General features: G+C 65.8%; 13 protein-coding genes. 2 read left to right on the top strand and 11 right to left on the bottom strand.

The window, feature by feature from the left end:
* The first annotated feature begins 512 nt into the window (after positions 1–512).
* Together PZB75_RS07580 and radC are read left to right on the top strand one after the other, a co-directional pair.
* Positions 513–2,225, top strand: coding sequence for a DUF262 domain-containing protein (locus PZB75_RS07580; protein ID WP_275534527.1), 1,713 nt, complete (start codon positions 513–515; stop codon positions 2,223–2,225).
* 28 nt (positions 2,226–2,253) lie between these two features.
* On the top strand, positions 2,254–2,907 hold the full coding sequence (gene radC / locus PZB75_RS07575) for a DNA repair protein RadC (RefSeq protein ID WP_275534526.1): 654 nt from the start codon (positions 2,254–2,256) through the stop codon (positions 2,905–2,907).
* Here radC and PZB75_RS07570 read toward each other — a convergent pair.
* The 11 genes from PZB75_RS07570 to mtnB form a co-directional block, all read right to left on the bottom strand.
* Positions 2,891–4,006 carry a hypothetical protein gene (locus PZB75_RS07570; RefSeq protein ID WP_275534525.1) on the bottom strand — a complete coding sequence of 372 codons (1,116 nt, stop codon included), beginning with the start codon at positions 4,004–4,006 and terminating at the stop codon, positions 2,891–2,893. The two genes, radC and PZB75_RS07570, sit on opposite strands and share 17 nt — an antisense overlap.
* 29 nt (positions 4,007–4,035) lie before the next feature.
* A complete protein-coding gene (locus PZB75_RS07565) occupies positions 4,036–5,556 on the bottom strand; it encodes a class I SAM-dependent DNA methyltransferase (protein ID WP_275534524.1) in 1,521 nt (506 codons plus the stop codon).
* Entirely contained in the window at positions 5,556–6,437 is an 882-nt protein-coding gene (locus tag PZB75_RS07560; RefSeq protein WP_275534523.1) for a nucleotidyl transferase AbiEii/AbiGii toxin family protein, read from the bottom strand. The genes PZB75_RS07565 and PZB75_RS07560 overlap by 1 nt, the downstream gene beginning before the upstream one ends.
* Entirely contained in the window at positions 6,434–7,033 is a 600-nt protein-coding gene (locus PZB75_RS07555; RefSeq protein WP_275534522.1) for a hypothetical protein, read from the bottom strand. Before PZB75_RS07555 ends, PZB75_RS07560 begins: the two co-directional genes overlap by 4 nt.
* An 83-nt stretch (positions 7,034–7,116) precedes the next feature.
* Positions 7,117–9,573, bottom strand: a complete 2,457-nt coding sequence (locus tag PZB75_RS07550) for a DEAD/DEAH box helicase family protein (protein ID WP_275534521.1) — start codon at positions 9,571–9,573, stop codon at positions 7,117–7,119.
* Positions 9,574–10,877: 1,304 nt separating this feature from the next.
* Positions 10,878–11,924, bottom strand: coding sequence for an inosamine-phosphate amidinotransferase 1 (locus tag PZB75_RS07545; protein WP_275534520.1), 1,047 nt, complete (start codon positions 11,922–11,924; stop codon positions 10,878–10,880).
* Between the two features lie 155 nt (positions 11,925–12,079).
* Complete coding sequence (locus PZB75_RS07540) at positions 12,080–12,904, bottom strand: S-methyl-5'-thioadenosine phosphorylase (RefSeq protein ID WP_275534519.1); 825 nt, start codon at positions 12,902–12,904, stop codon at positions 12,080–12,082.
* A complete protein-coding gene (locus tag PZB75_RS07535; RefSeq protein WP_275534518.1) occupies positions 12,901–14,055 on the bottom strand; it encodes a pyridoxal phosphate-dependent aminotransferase in 1,155 nt (384 codons plus the stop codon). Before PZB75_RS07535 ends, PZB75_RS07540 begins: the two co-directional genes overlap by 4 nt.
* Positions 14,052–14,741 (bottom strand): acireductone synthase, encoded by a 690-nt coding sequence (gene mtnC, locus PZB75_RS07530; RefSeq protein WP_275534517.1) that lies wholly within the window; start codon positions 14,739–14,741, stop codon positions 14,052–14,054. The genes PZB75_RS07535 and mtnC overlap by 4 nt, the downstream gene beginning before the upstream one ends.
* Entirely contained in the window at positions 14,738–15,316 is a 579-nt protein-coding gene (locus PZB75_RS07525) for a cupin (protein WP_275534516.1), read from the bottom strand. The genes mtnC and PZB75_RS07525 overlap by 4 nt, the downstream gene beginning before the upstream one ends.
* Positions 15,317–15,447: 131 nt before the next feature.
* On the bottom strand, positions 15,448–16,098 hold the full coding sequence (gene mtnB / locus PZB75_RS07520; protein WP_275534515.1) for a methylthioribulose 1-phosphate dehydratase: 651 nt from the start codon (positions 16,096–16,098) through the stop codon (positions 15,448–15,450).
* Positions 16,099–16,361: the final 263 nt, after the last annotated feature.

Below are 16,361 nucleotides of genomic sequence, written 5' to 3'. Positions count from 1 at the left end.
CCGGGCTGATTCGTTGTCCCATTTACTTGCTGTCTGCGCGTGGGGTTGTCATCCGCGGCGCGGCCGGTCGAGTACCGGGCTGGCAGCGGAGGGACCGTGGATGCCGGCCCGTCTGGTGCGCAGGCCGGGGTAAGGAAACTGCCCGAACAGAAAACGGCCTTGCGGGGTAGCTCTGATCACTTTCAGTGACCAGACTGGTACGGACTGGGAAAACAGCGAGCCAGCGGTTATCGGCGAGATTGATCGTGGGTGCTAGCGGTGGGCCTGCTCGTTCGGGTGGGACTGGGCGTGGAGTCGCTCGCGAAGGCCGATCTCCTCGGGGCGGCGGATGCGGACGGGCTTGAGCCTGACCGGCAGGCTGTCGTCTGCTGCTGTGTCCTCGTCTCCGGTAAAGGCCCGGTAGAGCGGAAGCGACCGACGAGCGATGGATGGAACCTCTCGCAGAGTCCGGGACGGCCTGATGTCAGAGTGGCCCCATACGCTGCAGACACGCTGACAGAAGGGGGACTCGTATGGCGGCCGTACCTGCTCAAGGGCGCAAGGCACAGGACCCGGACTCCAACGTGCCCCGGCTCGTGACAGTCGTGGACCGGGTACTGGAGGGGGATGTCGTACTGCCGAAGTTCCAGCGGAACTTCGTGTGGACGCGGCAGCAGATCCTGGACCTGCTCGACTCGGTGTCGCGCAATTACCCCATCGGCAGCATCCTTCTCTGGCAGAGCACCGAGCAGCTGGCCAGCGAGCGCACCGTGGGCGGCCTCGCGGTAGGTGAGCAGCGGCACGGGTACCCAGTCAACTACATCCTCGACGGTCAGCAGCGACTCGCCAGTATCTGCGGAGCCCTCCACTGGGAGCCTCAAGATGACCCGCAAAGCCTCTGGAACGTCATCTATGACTTGGAGCAGCAGGAGTTCCGCCACGCAGACACGCTGGACGATCCACCAGCTCACGTGATGCCACTGCGCCTGCTGTCTGACGGGTTCGAGTTCGCCGACCGTGCTTCGAAGGCTGGATCTGCGGAACTTCAGGAGCGGGCGAAGGCCCTGTACAACCGCTTCTCGAACTATCAGATCGCCGTCATCACCCTCCGCGGGATGCCGTCGTCGGAGGTTGCCAAGGTCTTTGAACGGATCAACAGCACGGCTACCCCGCTCACGGTTGTCGACTTGATGCGTGCCGCGACATGGAGTCCTGAGTTCGATCTGAAAGACGAGATCGATGAGCTCCTCGGCGTACTCGACCGGAAACGATATGGCCGAGTCGACACGAAGACCATGCTGCGCACGATCTCGGCGGCGGCGGATTTCGGGTTCTCCCGCGACGACATGAACAGGATGCGGGACCTGTCCCGTGAGGAGCTGGAGCGCGCAGTTGAGTCGGCGGGAGAGGCGGCGAAGCTCGCCGTGGACTTCCTGACCACGCAGATCCGTACACCCCGGGCGAACGCCTTGCCCTACTACAACCAGTTCGCGGTCCTGGTGGAGATCTTCCGTCAGTTGCCCAAGCCTACGGCCGCCCAGTTCGACGCCATCGAGCGGTGGTTCTGGTTGACCGCCAGCGGCGAGTACTTCAAGGGGTGGAACTCTCGACAGATGGCCGACGACCGTGAGGCGGTACGTGCCTTCGCACGGAGCGAGAGTGCCGACATCGAGGTCGGAGCGGGTCTGCCACGGAGCGTGCTGTGGCGGCGCAGCCAGTTCCGTACCACCAACGCGCCCTCAAAGCTGTTGGGTTTGCTGCTTGCTGAGGCACACCCGTTGGACCTGCGCCACGGTCGGCGTATCGACACGGACAGGGCGCTGTCGTGGCAGAACGACAAGGAGTTCCACCACTTCTTTCCCCGCGCGTTCCTGAAGCGACAGGGGTTGGGGCAGAACCGGGCGAACGTCTGCGCCAACCTAATCATGCTCAGCTCGGTGACCAACATCTATATCAGCGATCAGCCGCCGTCGGTGTATCTCAAGGATCTCTGCGAGACCCAGGGGACGGCCACGATCCGGACGCGCCTCGCCACCTGCCTCGTCGATGACGCGGCTTTCGATGCCGCCCAACGGGACGACTACGAGGGGTTCCTGCAAGCCCGCTCTGAGACGCTGCACCAGCGGCTCATGCAGCTTATTGGTACGTCGGCGGACGGGGCCGGGGAGTATGTGGCAGTGCCCGATGAAGCCGAGAATGACGGCGAGGCTGGCGAGGAACCGGTCGACCGTGATTCCGCCGACTGAGCGGGTGTGATAGATGCGAGTCACCGACATGCCAGCTGGCGACAGGCCTCGCGAGCGACTGTGGGAGCTGGGCGCGGAGGCGCTCGCCGACCGGGAGTTGCTCGCTCTGCTCCTTGGTTCCGGGAGACGAGGGTGGGATGCGGTGGAGCTGGCCGGTGAGTTGATCGCCGCGCACGGGGGGCTCCGAGGGTTGGCGCGTGCGGATCCGCACGCGTTGGTCGCGCTGCCAGGGATGGGGCCGGCCAAGGCTGTACGGGTCGCTGCCGCATTCCACCTCGCCCGCCGCGTGGCCAACGTCGGTGGTACCGAACGGCGTCGTGTCGCCGCGACGGCCGACCTCGCCGCCGTCGCGGCGCCACTGCTCCGAGGGCTGCGCCATGAGCGCGTCATCGTGGTGGTCTGCGACGCGTCCGGCGCGGTGCTCCGTACGGCCCGTCTTACTGAGGGCGCGACCGACCGCAGTCTCATCCCGGTCCGCGACGTCCTCGCCCTCGTCCTAGCCTCCGGCGGTGCGTCTTTCGGCGTAGCCCACAACCACCCCACCGGCGATCCCACTCCCAGCGCCCCCGACCACCAAGCGACCACCCGCCTCCGCGAGGCCGCTGCAGTGGTCGGGCTGCGCTTCCTGGATCACGTGGTGGTGACGGACGGCGCATGGCGCCGGGTCACAGACGGCCCGTGAAGGCGGCGTTGAGGATCGACGGTCGGAGTGCGTTGAGGGCGGGTTCAGAGTAGGCGGAGTTCAACCGCTCGGCGAGAGTATCGAGCACGTGGGCGACATGATCTTGGACGGGGCGAGGAGGCAGGGGGAACGTTAGCTCCTCGAACCGCTTGCGGCCGAGGGTGCGATTGCGCTCTGCTCCAGCTGAACAGGCGGAGGCGATGAGAGCTTGGCCGGGCTTGCTGAGTAGGAAGTGCCGCAGGTAGCTCGTGTTCACCCGATCGTCGGTTGGAAGGTAGAAGAAGAATCGGTTGGATGCGATGTAGCCCATGTCCTCAGATCTGGTGACAGAAATTCCTCCCTCCCAGGCCATGAGATTGCTGAGCGCGAGAGCATTTTCGGGGAAGGTGAAGTAACTGAGCTTGCTGAGATCTTCTCCGTTGACAGGGGTGTGTCGGATGAAGCCTCTACCGAAGGAGCGGATTCCGATACTTCGGTACTCGGTTTCGGGGTCGATGTCGAGGGCGGTGCGTTTGAACGCGATGACCTCGCCAACGCGGACGGAATCCGTCACAGACTCGACGGCGGACGAGATGAGTGAGGCAGCGAGGTTTGCCTGGAGGGAGACCATTTTTTGACGCAATGAGATAGTGCTGCTCGCCCGCCCGAGGGTTGCGTCGAGCTTGTCGGCGATGCGGCGCTGCTCGTCAATATGAGGAAGGTCTACGCACTGTACTTTTAGTGCTTTCATCCCCAATGTGCGATTGCGGCCGGCTGAGCCAGGGGATGCGGCGACGAGTTTGGTAAGCCCGGGTCCGCCGTAGAAATAGTGGAGGAGGTATCGTGGCTCGGCGATGGATTCGTTGACTCTAAAAGTCATGAACCTGTGCGATCCGATGAGACCGTCTTCACGTTCTGTGGCAAGTGCGACGGCCCCCTCCCATGCGAATACGTTACTGAATAGAAGGTCGTCGGGCTTGATGTAAAATACCCTCTTCTCCCCAATCTCAGTGCCCGAGACGGGGTCTTTATGGAAGACGCCACGACCGAATGATCTAAGCCCGATCTCGCGATACTCTCCGTCAGGGCTAATGGCTACGGGCCTGCGCACTAGAGACATGACGTCTTCTAGGACATGGCTAGTAGTTTTCACTGCTCACCTCCCAGTTCCGTCCTGAGCTCGCCTAGTAGCCCCAGAATCTCCTGCTCTGTCTTGATCAAATCGTCGATGAGTTCCCCTGGTGACCGGTGGGCCAGGTCGTCGCCGACGTGGGGATTGACCAGGTCGAGGTTGTAGCCGCTCGTTTGGATGTCTTCTGCCGCTACCTTCCACGCGCGCTCATTCAGCTCGCGTCCCTCACGGCCCTCGCCTCCCCACCACTGGGCGCAGTCAGCGAACTCCTCATACCGCATGGGCTTGGTCTTGCTGTAGCCGCGCCGCCCCTCCGGCAGAGGGATCTCGTAGAACCAAGTTTCCTGTGTTGGGCCGGTCTTATCGAAGAAGAGCAGGTTGGCCGCGATCGGAGTGTAGGGCGCGAAGACCCCCTGGGGGAGTCGGACCACAGTGTGCAGGTTGCATTCCCGCATGAGTTTAGCCTTGACCTTGGCGCCCACACCACTACCGAAAAGTGAGCCATTCGGTAGGACGATTGAGCAGCGGCCCCCGGGCTTGAGGCGCTCGATCACCGAGAAAAGAAACAGCCAGGCCGTCTCCTGAGTGCCGACACCCGCTTTATCGAATCGCGCGGCAACAGACTTCTCCTCTTCGCCTCCGAAAGGAGGGTTGGTCAAAACGACATCGACCCGGTGTCGAGGGCTGCTTTCTTCGCGCATCCGTACCAGTGCGTTAGCGCGGACGATGTTCGGAACGTCAATTCCGTGCAGTAGTAGGTTCATCATGACGAGCAGATAGGGAAGGGGCTTTTTCTCGAAACCTCGAATGTTGTGGTGTAGCTGCGCTACCTGTACTTGGGATTGAGGCAGTTCTCGTAGTTCGTCGTACGCCTCGACGAGGAATCCGCCCGTCCCGCACGCCGGGTCGAGAATCGACATGCCGAGCTTCAAAAACGACTGCTCAACCATAAAGCGGATCACAGGGCGAGGCGTGTAGAATTCGCCGGAGTCACCGGCGGCGTCTCGCATCTCCTTGAGGATCGACTCGTATACGTACGCCATCGTGTGGATGTCGTCTGCGGACTCAAAGCTGATGTCGTTGATGACGTTAACTAGGTCACGTAGGAGGGTGCCTGAGAGCATCCGGTTATGGATCTCCTGGAAGATCGTAGAGATCACATTTCGTGGGTCGCCTTCCTTGTCGCTGCTTAGACCGCGCAGGTAGGGGAGGAGCTCGGTGTTCACGAACTCCAGGAACTCGTCGCCCGTGAACTCGGCTCGGGCGCCCCAGCTCGCCCAGTCGTAAGGCGCAGCGATCGCAGGTTCGTAGTCGAGGTTCTCGGCGGCCCGCTCCTGCTCCACGCACACGTCGAACGCGCGGAGGAAGAGAATCCAGGACAGCTGAGGCAGGCGGTCGAGGTCGCCGTTGAGGCCCGCGTCCTTGCGCATGATGTCGCGGGCCGACTTGATGGCCGACTGCAGCTCTGCACGGGTCCGCTTCCTGGGCTGTGCAGGCACTTCGATGGCTAGTTGGCCGTCCGTGTCCTTGGTGGGCATCAGAGTTCCGTTCCGGTGGTGTCGGCGACAGCCTTGTCCCAGAAGACACGCAACAGAGCGAGCGCGGCATCCAGGGAAGGCGTGGTCTCGGTCAGTCCGTCAGCGAGGGACGGATAAGTTTCGCGCCACAGAGGCGGTGGATCAGGGAGGGCGCTGGGCAGGGGGTGAGTGGCCCGGACGGTGAAGACGTGCTCGACTACGTCGTACAGTTCGCGATCGGGCACCAGGCCGGTCTCGATCAAGAGGACGAGATCGGCGAGATCTTTGACGCGGGTGTTGGGGCGGTCGCCGTAGTCGCGGGAGAAGGCGTGCAGCTTCTCGGCGAAGTGCTGCCGCCGGTCCACTGCCTCGATCGTGCGCGCCGGAATTCCCGCGAATTCCAGGACTCCTAGCAGCGCCAGCGGCTCGGTGGCCGCCAACTCCTCGGCACGCGCCGCGACGTCCAGCCGGATGCCGGCGAACGGCTTGCCCGCCAGCCCGGCTTCCACGGAAAACCGCCACGCAGGCCGCCCGGCCGCATCTGCGGCAAGAGCCACCGGCGGTGCGATACGGAAGGTGAACCAGTCCCCGTCCGGATCCTCGCCCACGGCGTCGAGCAGGGCGTCGCGTATGGCGTCGCCGTCCAGATCCGTCGCCCGTACGGCCAAGTCGAGATCCTTGGTTGCCCGCGCCCGGTTACGCAGCCGGAATTCGAGCGCAGCACCCCCCTTGAGAATCCACTCACCGTCCGGATCGGCTGACAGGCGTGCCGCTAGCCGGTCGAAGACGACACGCCGACGCAGGCGGCCCAGATCCGTACCGTCCGAGTCGGACTGCCGCTTCAACCTGGCTTCCAGAGCCCGGCGGAGCGCGGTGGCGTCCTTATAGCCCTTCTCCTTCATGACAGCTCGGCTCTCATGGCGCGTTCCACGCCCAGTTCAGCCCGGGACCCCAGTTCCTGGGCGGCATGAAGGAGGCGACGGCGGCTGGACATCCCGCGCTCCAGGACATCTGCCACGGCGGAGTCAAGTACGTCCTGATCCACGGCTGCCGCGGCGCACTCAACGATGGCACGCACCGGAGTAGTGATACGGAAACCCTCGTGCTGCTCAATCTCGGTCTCGGCCAGGGACGCCCGGTGCAGCACGACGGCGAGATCCTTCTGCCGGAATCCCGGCGGCACAGTCAGATGCACCTCAGAAGGGTTGGCCGTACCCAGGTCATGGACGGCCAGCGCGGTGGTGTGAGAGATGACCGCGCGGCCCCGGCTCCACAGGGACCAGCGGACGAGGCTGTCCGTCTCGGAGCTGGGGAGGTGCTCGTACTCGCGGAAGCGGTAGATGCCTCGGTCGATGCGGGTCCAGTTGCGGTGCCGGACGTGGAAGTGCTGTGCCTGGTATGAGTAGCCGACGCCGAGCGCCTGGGCGGCTGTGAAGTAGCCGCGCTGGCGGCTGGCTAGCCGCCATAGCCGGTCACGTACGGTGTCGTCGCTGAGCACACCACCAGGATAGCAGTCAGTATCCTCCTATTCTCCTTTAGTTTGGTGCGGCACGCGCGCACCAAACTAAAAGTATGATGGAGTTATGCGACATCGAAGATGCGCTTGCCGAGCTCGTCAATGGCGCCGTGCATGCTCTGGACCCCGCCGAAGTGACTCGCCAACTGGATGACCCTTCCCATCTGCCGGAACGGAGGTACCCGCAAGGCGCTCGGCGACAGTTCGGACGCGCCTTGCTCGGTGAACTTGTCCAGCAGAGCATCGAGTATGACTCGGGCCTCAGGGGCGAAGCTCGTGAGGAAGTCCGCGTGCTCGCGCCGCACCCGATGCGCCCGCTCGGCCCTGCTGACGAGCGGAAGCTCCCATGCCGCGTTGATCAGCAGATCGATTGGATCCACCTCAGGGTGATCCAATTTGCGGAGCAGGTCGTCCTCTGTGATGTCGCATTGGTCGTACAACCGCTTACGGAGTGCCTCGCGACTCTTGACCGTCGCCCACTGGGCGCGCAGGTCGGTCGGCGACAGGTCGAGTTCCAGGACCCGGTCGTGCACGAACTCGCGATACCGGACGAGCTTCAGGGTCCGGCCGTCGGACTGTAGCTGGTAGTGCACGTCGTTCCAGACAAAGACCTCGACGCCAGTCACGTAGATGCGCTTCTTGCTGCTCTGGATCGCGTCGGCTTCGTCCTCGTCGGTGACTACGGGACCATCAGAGTCGTCCCTCGGTAGCGCCCCACCTTCCTGCGACTCGAAGGGTGCGTCCGGCTCGGCGACCTCCTCGGCGACGCTGTCCGGCGTCACCTCATCGTCGGTGCTGTCGATCAGCGAGCCCTGCTCATCTGTCCGGTCGTTGACGATGCGCAGCGGTGGACCGTCGAACTCCCGGTCCTCGAAGAGTCTCGTCGCCTCGACGAAGTCGATGATGTCGAACGATCCCTTCTCGATGTCCAGGCACAGTCGAGTACCCCGTCCAATGATCTGCTTGAACTGCGGCATGGACCGGATCCGACGCAGGAGCACGATGTTGCGCACCGAGGGGATGTCCACGCCGGTGGTCAGCATCTGACTCGTCACGGCGATCACGGGCTCGTCCGTGTAGTCCTTCCGGAACCTGTCCAGGAGTTCCAGCCCGGCCGTACCGTCGCGGTCGGTGATGCTGCAGACGTAGTCGTGGAACTGCGCGACGACGTCCAGGTTCGCCTGATTCAAAGCTGCAACTACCCTGTGCGCGTGATCGTTGTTCTCGCAGAAGACGATCGTCTTGCCCATGCGGTTGGTCTGGTGCAGGTAGTCGGTGATGTAGCGGGCAGCCTCGTCGGTGCGTTCCTGGATAGCCAGGGCCTTCTCGAAGTGCCGCTGCGTGTAGACCTTATCCGGGATCTCGTCGCCGTCGACGTCGAGCTGACCGGGCTCGGGCTGAAAACCCGTCAGATCGACGTTCAAGTGCACTCGGCGGACCCGGTAAGGGGCGAGGAACCCGTCCTCAATGCCGTCCTTGAGGGAGTACTCGTAGACGGGTTCACCGAAGTACCCGAAGGTGTCGCGTTCCTTTTCCTGGATCGGGGTTGCCGTGAGTCCGAGCTGGGTGGCCGGTTCGAAGTACTCCAGGATCGAGCGCCACTTCGACTCGCTGTTGGAGCTGCCTCGGTGGCACTCGTCGACGATGATGAGGTCGAAGTAGCCCCGCGGGTACTGGCTGAACAGAGCCTGCTCGTCACCGCGTTCGCTCTCAAGGGACTGATATAGGGCGAAGAAGATCTGCCGGGCTCGCTGTGCACGGCCACCGCCGATCTTGTGAACGACGTCTCCAAACACTGGCTCGAAGTAGTCGTCCTTCGGCTGATCGACGAGGATGTTACGGTCGGCGAGATAGAGAACACGAGGCTTCTCACCCCCCTTCCAAGAGCTCCGGCGAAGCTTTGACACCAACTGGAAGGCGACCATGGTCTTCCCGGTGCCGGTGGCGAGCGTCAGCAAGATGCGCTTCTCCCCTCGAGCGATGGCCAGCAGGGCCTCGTTCACGGCACGGCGCTGGTAGTAGCGCGGGCGCTTGGGAGTGAGGTCGGTGTTACGCAACCTGTTGTCGAATGGGGCGAGCACGAGTTCGCGCTCAAGGTCGGACGTGATCTCCTTGCCCTCGCAGTACCTGGCCCAGAGCTCTTCCGGCGAGGGGAAATGCGAGACCTTGTGGCGGTTGCCGCCGATCTCGATCTCCCAGATCTCCAATCCGTTAGTTGCGTAGGCGACCGGTAGTCCGAGGCGTGTCGCGTATCGCTTGGCCTGCTCGATACCTGCGGCTACGTCGATGCTGGTTCGCTTGGCCTCGACGACAGCGATGGGCGCGTCGTCGCGATACTCCAGCACATAGTCCGCCACCAGCGCGGGCCCCCGGCGGTGCCTACGCGCAGACGCGATCATCTTGCCGTCGTTGATCGGGTACTGCTCTCGGACCTGCTCTTTGCCCCAGCCCGCAGCCGACAACGCCGGCACGACGAAGGCTCGACACGTCTCCTGCTCGCTGAACCCCGCTGCACTCCCCATAAGGAGCATTGGTACAGCAGGGCTACGACACATGCCATATGAATCGGTCACTAGGCCTGACCTCACCCTGTGCTGTGAGGCCTGCGCTGGCGTGGTGGGTACTCGGCGGAGCGCAGGGCGGCATCTCCGACCGGCCGAGTGCAACACCGAGGATCGCAGCGCCGTCAAGAAGCCCGAACTCGGTGTCCCTCCTCGTGGCGGGCGCTCTCTCACTGGGGCGGCCGCCGCCAACAATGCCCGCTACGTCCCCGCGGTGATCACCAGCCCGGGGTTCGGCGGTCGCTCGTTCCGGATTGGCTCTCAGGCTGTGCCGGACGTGGTGCCGCGAGACTCCATCCCGGCGCCGGGGGTCGAACTGTTGACCGGTGGCAGGGGAATCCGCTGTGGGCGAGTTCGAGGCGCACTTCTGAGCTGGGGCGATCGTCTCGGAAGCTGGTTGGGCTTGTCCTTGCAGGACGCGTTCTGGACGCTGGTTGGACACAAGGATCGGAAAAGACTGACAAGGGCAGAGGAGGGCTGATGCGCCAAACTGCGTCTGACCTGGGAAAACGGCCAAGATGAGCATAGATCGACAAGGGTCGCCAAGAGCCTCAAAGGACTCATAATCCGTCGGCCGTGGGTTCGAGTCCCACCCGCCCCACCCAGCGGCCCTAGGCAGAATCGTTCTGACCTGGGGAAACGCGTTTTCCGGGGACATTTTGCGTGCCGTGAACGTCTCGCGGAAGTGCGGCGAACGTGGGGCTTCGGGCGTCCAGGACGAGCCTTGAGCGGGTGTGACCTGGGCTTTTCGATCCTCCGTCCGCAGGAGCGTCGTGAGACGGTCTCGCGGACGTTGAGGGAGACGCTGCACTCCGTCCACACCATCGCGCTGGCGGGGCGTTGCCCTCCGTACCCGGTCCGCCCCGTGCACGATGAGCTGCTGTCGCGAACGTTGGTGATGTGTCATCGCTATGTACATCATGGACTTGCACGCGCCTGACCGTCAGGGAGTACGGGGCAGCCGGGGATGGGGCCGCTGATCTGGTCGGCGATCTTGTCGGGGCTGCCCTCGGTCACGGAGTCCGAGGTGAACAGGGGCGACTCGCCGTGTACTTCTCCTACGCGGTGTGGTTCCGGCGCGATGAGCGGAGGGCCGCCGGGGAAGGGCCGAAGCGGAGGGGCCTCCGGAGACGGCGGAGGAGCCGAGGGAGCGCCCGTCCGGCGCCGCGCCCGCCTCCGCCGGCCGTGAGCGGACCGAGGACCGGGTCGCGGTCGGGAGACGGTCGGAGGCGGGTCGGAGGCGGGCGCGGCGGGTGTGCGGATGCTCAGGCGGAGTAGTCCTCCAGCGTGCCCCGGCGCCTCACATCGACCGAGACGCAGTGGAATCCGCCGCTGAGGGTGCGCGCCTGACGCATCCTCAGGGGAGCGACCTGCACGCCGCGCTTCTCGATCTCCCTGATGAGCGGGGACTGCTGGTCGTTGATGACCGCGAGGTCCGGGTTGATCATGATGAAGTTCATGCCCTGCCAGATCGACGCGCGCGGGTAGTCCCAGGCGTAGCCGGTGTCGCCCATCTCGGGGGCCCAGATGACGTCCCAGTCCTTGAAGACCGGCGGGATCTGGTCCTCGCGGATGCGCTCCGGGTTCAGCACCACCAGGCCGGGACGGACGACCATGACGGTGGTGTCGATGTGGGTGCCTTCGTACGCGCCGCGGATGAAGTGGACGCGGTACTCGTCGCCCAGGATCTGCTGGAGCCACTGGCCGCCAAGTTCGTTCCCGCTGCACGAGACCAGGTAGAGGATGTCCTTGCCGACGCGCATGACGTTGGCGGCGTCGAAGACCGGCTCCAGATTGGCCAGCGGCAGGCCCGACTCGGGGCGCACGCGGTACGTGTCGTCCAGCAGGCGCGGCTTGGGCGCCGAGATCCACTTCGCGCCGCTCCTGAAGTAGTCGAGCAGGATCTCCTTGTACGCGAACGGTTCGAAGAAGCGCGAGCGCAGCGCCATGGGAGTCTCGATGACGGTCTGCCCGATCGGCAGGATCACATCTCGCGGACAGTAGTTGTACTCGCCGTCCGTCTGCCAGTCGGGCGTGCTGAAGGGCTTGGCGTGCTCCGTGATGTCGGGGCGGCGCACGGTGACGCCCTCGCCCTTGAGCAGATCGACGAAGGCTTCGAGGTCTTCGTGGGCCTCGGTGACGACCCTCTCGCTGTAGGGGCCGGACGGGATCTCGTCCTGGCTCTCGTGGTGCTCGCAGTAGTCCAGCGCGAAGAGTCCGGGGTCGGGTGAGGGCACCCGGGCGTTCTCCGCGACACCGACGATCATCTCTTCCAGCGGGTCCCACTCGTTGTGCGCGTTCACCAGTGACATGGGTGGTTCATCCCTCTCGCTCGGACATGCGGTATCTCGGAATGGAACGGGTGCGGGTGGCAGGAGGTACGGGAAGGAGGTACGGGGAGAAAGTACGGAGAGAACGTGCGGGTGGGGCGCGGCAGGCCGTTCGGTCAACGTAAGTGGTATGGAGGTCAGTTGGGCAGCTCGATGGGCAGCTGGATTCCGTCGTGCGCCCGCACGCAGTCGCAGTCGCGGTCGGCCGGCATCGCGCCGATCACGTCGAGCAGCAGCCGGCGCAGCTTCTCGATGTTCTTCCCGAACGCCTCGAAGACCTCCGCCTGGCTCACTCCGTGCCCGGCCTCGGCCCCCGCGTCCAGATCGGTGACCAGGGCGATCGCCGTGTAGCACAGGGCGAGTTCGCGGGCGAGGACCGCTTCGGGGTGCCCCGTCATATTGACGATCGGCCAGCCCTGGCGGGCGTACGAACGGGACTCGGCGCGGGTGGAGAAGCGGGGACCCTCGATGACGACCATCGCGCCGCCGTCGATGACGCCCGGCACGCCGCTGTCCGCCGCGGTCTTGATGACCGTCTCGCGGCCGGCCGAGCAGTACGGGTCCGCGAAGGGCACGTGTACGGCGCCCTCGTCGAAGTACGTCTGTACGCGGCCGTGGGTGCGGTCGACCAACTGGTCCGGGACGAGGATCTTGCCGGGGCCGTAGTCCGGGCGCAGCGAGCCCACCGCGCAGGGGGCGAGCACCTGCCGCACGCCCACCGAACGCAACGCCCAGAGATTGGCCCGGTAGTTGATGCGATGCGGCGGGAAGGCGTGGTCGTGACCGTGGCGCGGCAGGAAGGCGACGGTGCGCCCGGCGACCTCGGCGACCATCAGGGGGCTGGAGGGGTCTCCGTACGGTGTGCTCACCGGCACCTCACGGGCGTCCCGCACAAGGGAGTAGAACCCGCTGCCGCCGATGACGCCGATCTCGGCGCGGACGTATCCGGTTGCCTGGCTCATGCTTGGGTCTCCTGGGGTCGGGCAAGGGCGAAGGCGGTGAGCCGTTCCACCGCTGTGTCGAGGGTCTGCTGCCGCTTGCAGAAGGCGAGGCGGAGCAGGGGCCGCCCCGCCTCCTTGTCGTCGTAGAAGGCCGTGGAGGGCAGCAGGACCACCCCGGCACGCTCCGCCAGGACATGGCAGAGTTCCTCGCCGTCGTGGTGGCCGAAGGAGGCCGCGTCCGCCTGGAGGAAGTAGGTCCCCTCCGGGGTCCAGGTGCGGATGCCCGCCGCCGCCAGTCCGGTCAGCAGCGTGTCGCGGCGCCCCTGGAGGTCGTCGCGGAGCGTGTCGACCCAGGGGCGGGGGTTGCGCAGCCCTTCGGCCACGGCCGCCTGGAAGGGGCCGCCGCCGGCGAAGGTGAGGTACTGCTTGACCGAGACCAGGGCGTCGACGAGACGGGCGGGGCCGCACGCCCAGCCGACCTTCCAGCCGGTGACGTTGAAGGTCTTTCCCGCGGAGGAGATCGCGAGGGTCCGCTCGCGCATCCCGGGCAGGGAGGCCAGGGTGATGTGCCGGACCCCGTCGTAGGTGAGGTATTCGTACACCTCGTCCGTCACGGCGATCAGGTCGTGCTCCCGGCAGACCTTGGCGATCTGCTCCAGCTCGCGGAGGCCGAAGACCTTGCCGGTCGGGTTGTGCGGGCTGTTGAGGAGGATGACGCGGGTGCGGGAGGTGACGGTCCCGCGCAGCTCGTCCGGGTCGAAGACGAAACGGTCCCCGTCCCGTTGGAGCAGCACGGTCCTGCGTACGCCGCCGGCCAGGGAGATCGCCGCGCCGTAGGCGTCGTAGTACGGCTCGAAGACGATCACTTCGTCGCCGGTGTCGCAGAGCGCCGGCAGGGCCGCGGCCACCGCCTCCGTCGCGCCCATCGTGACGACGATCTCGGAGTCGGGATCGTAACGGAGTCCGTACTCCGCCTCCCGCTGTTCGCTGATCGCCTGGCGGAGCCGGGGCAGACCGTTGACCGGCGGGTACTGGTTGAGGCCCTCGCCGATCGCGCGGCGGGCCGCGTCGAGCAGGAAGTCGGGGCCGTCGGAGTCGGGGAAGCCCTGGCCGAGGTTGAGCGCGCCGGTGCGTCGGGCGAGTGCCGTCATGACGGCGAACACGGACTTCACAGCTCCACCCCTTCGAAGGTGGTGACCGTCCGGTGACCCTCGGTCTTCGTGGCCGCTCCGTCCGGGCGCTGGACACCGAGCGTCCGCCAGCCCGCCTCCCGCGCGGCGTCGAGCTCCGGTCGGCTGTCCGAGCAGAAGAGGATCTCCGCCGGGTCGGCCCCCGTCCGGGCGGCGATCGACCTGTACGAGGCGGGGTCCGCCTTGGGGCCCGGGTCGCGGGTGTCGAAGTGGCCGGAGAAGAAGTGCAGCAGGTCCCCGCTGCCCGTGTGCCGGAACCAGTCCTGCTGGGCGAGCACCGAGCCGGACGAGAAGACATGGAGCGCGGCGCCCTGCCCGCTCCACCGGGTCAGGGCGGGCAGCACGTCGTCGTAGACGTGCGAGACGAGGTCACCGGAGGCGTAGCCGTGCCGCCAGATCAGTCCTTGGAGGGACTTGAGCGCCGGTTCCTTGACGTCGTCGTCGATCCAGCCGCGCAGGGCGTCCGCCATGTCGTCGACGGAGGCATCGGGGGCGCCGAGGCGTGCGCGGATCTCGGCGGCGATCCCGGCCACGTTCGCCGCCGCCCCGGGCGGGGGCTCGCGCAGCCACGGGACGAGCCGCTGCCGGGAGTAGGGGAAGAGATGGTCCCTCATGTACGTGAGCGAGCTGGTCGTCCCCTCGATGTCGAGTACGATCGCGCGGATCACCGCTCGGCCTGGATCTGGTCGAGCGTCGGGAACCGCGAGGCGATCGAGTTCTCCACGAAGTCGCCGACCCAGCCGTCCTCCTTCTGGAAGAAGCGGACGGCGGTGAACTCGGGGACGGTGCCCATGTCGAACCAGTGAACCGTGCCGGCGGGCACCGACAGCAGATCGCCCGCTTCGCAGACGACCGCGTGGACGCGGTCGTCGATGTGCAGATAGAAGCAGCCGCGGCCGGCCGGGAAGAAGCGGACCTCGTCCTCCGCGTGCCGGTGCTCCTCAAGGAAACGGGAGCGGGCTGTGCGGGCCTTCTCCGGCCACGTCGGGTCGTCGGGCGCGGGCCGCATCCGCACGACGTCGATGAAGCGGTAGTCGCCGGCGGCGCTGACCGCGTCGATCTCGGTCCGGTAGGCCGCGAGGACGGCTTCCTCGGCGGCGTCGGCGGCCAGCCCGCGGTCGGTGTCCCAGCGTTCGTAACGAATGCCGGCGTCCGCGAGGAACTTCGTGATCCCGGCGGGGTCCTCGGTGAGCGACAGGGTGCTGCTCGGGTCGTCCACAGGCATGGTGCGCAGCAGTGTCATGGTGTCCGGTCCTCTCGCGTTGTGGTGTTCGGTACGGCTACGGCTACGGCTACGGGTTCGGGACTGCCCGATGCTCGATCGTCGGCGGTGTGGCGGTGTGGCGGTGTGGCGGTGTGGCGGTGTCGCGTCGATCAGAGGTGATGCCCCGTCAGGAGCAGTAGTCGGCAGATGCCTTCGAGACATTCCAGCCGGTTGCGGGCCGCCTCCAGGGTGGGTCCCCAGACCGTGGCGCCGTGGTGGGCGATCAGCAGCACGGGCGGCGCCCCGGCGCCGGCGGAGCGGTAGTGGGTCTCGACGTCGGAGCCGATCCGCCCCACGTCGGGCCAGTTGGGGAAGACCGGGACGGTGACCGACGAGGGGTCCGCCAGTCCGAGGCCCTTGATGAGCTCGAAGTCCTCGATGCGTACGGACGTTTCACCGCGGTGGGCCGTGACGCCGGCCACGGCCGTGGCGTACGGCGCGTGCGCGTGGATCACCGCCTCGCAGTCGGCGGCCGACCGGTACAGCGCCGTGTGGATGGACGTCTCCGCCGACGGCCGTGGTCCGCCGTCGCGCAGCGGCTTCGAGGTGGACACCTCCACCGGCACGACGTCCTCGTCGGTCAGCTCGCCCTTGGAACGGCCGCTCGCGGTCACGAGGGCCAGATCCCTGTCGCCGGCCGGGCGGGCGGAGAGGTTCCCCGAGGTACCCTCCATCCAGCCGCGGTGGTACAGCGCGCGTGACATGGAGACCAGGCCGGGTGCCAAGGCCGCCTGGGCTTCCTGATCGATTGTGATTGCCACGGAGGCCACTCCTCAGGATTCGGCGTGATGAAGACGGCCCGCACGCTTCCAGGTCGCCGTCGGTCGCATGCAAGATCCTCGCAGCCGCCCCTCAGACATTTACCAGGAATCGTCACACGCCGCACTGGCCAGTTGGTGCCATGGCCGCTATGGCCACCATCGGCCGGAGGATTAGAGGGGCGGCGTGCGCTGATCAGGCTTGACACTGTTCGCGAGCGAACCACATGATTCAATCTGTGGGACTGTCGGCGCAAATGGGGGTC

It is taken from the genome of Streptomyces sp. AM 4-1-1, from assembly GCF_029167625.1.
Taxonomy (GTDB): Bacteria; Actinomycetota; Actinomycetes; order Streptomycetales; family Streptomycetaceae; genus Streptomyces.
Note: the sequence above shows the minus strand (reverse complement) of the source record. Positions and strands in the feature narration are given on the sequence as shown.

Excerpts from the sequence above, each read along its gene's own strand:
- PZB75_RS07580 (WP_275534527.1), top strand. The coding sequence starts at position 513 with ATGGCGGCCGTACCTGCTCAAGGGCGCAAGGCACAGGACCCGGACTCC.
- radC (WP_275534526.1), top strand. The coding sequence starts at position 2,254 with ATGCCAGCTGGCGACAGGCCTCGCGAGCGACTGTGGGAGCTGGGCGCG.
- PZB75_RS07570 (WP_275534525.1), bottom strand. The coding sequence starts at position 4,006 with ATGTCTCTAGTGCGCAGGCCCGTAGCCATTAGCCCTGACGGAGAGTAT.
- PZB75_RS07565 (WP_275534524.1), bottom strand. The coding sequence starts at position 5,556 with ATGCCCACCAAGGACACGGACGGCCAACTAGCCATCGAAGTGCCTGCA.
- PZB75_RS07560 (WP_275534523.1), bottom strand. The coding sequence starts at position 6,437 with ATGAAGGAGAAGGGCTATAAGGACGCCACCGCGCTCCGCCGGGCTCTG.
- PZB75_RS07550 (WP_275534521.1), bottom strand. The coding sequence starts at position 9,573 with ATGGGGAGTGCAGCGGGGTTCAGCGAGCAGGAGACGTGTCGAGCCTTC.
- PZB75_RS07545 (WP_275534520.1), bottom strand. The coding sequence starts at position 11,924 with ATGTCACTGGTGAACGCGCACAACGAGTGGGACCCGCTGGAAGAGATG.
- PZB75_RS07540 (WP_275534519.1), bottom strand. The coding sequence starts at position 12,904 with ATGAGCCAGGCAACCGGATACGTCCGCGCCGAGATCGGCGTCATCGGC.
- PZB75_RS07525 (WP_275534516.1), bottom strand. The coding sequence starts at position 15,316 with ATGACACTGCTGCGCACCATGCCTGTGGACGACCCGAGCAGCACCCTG.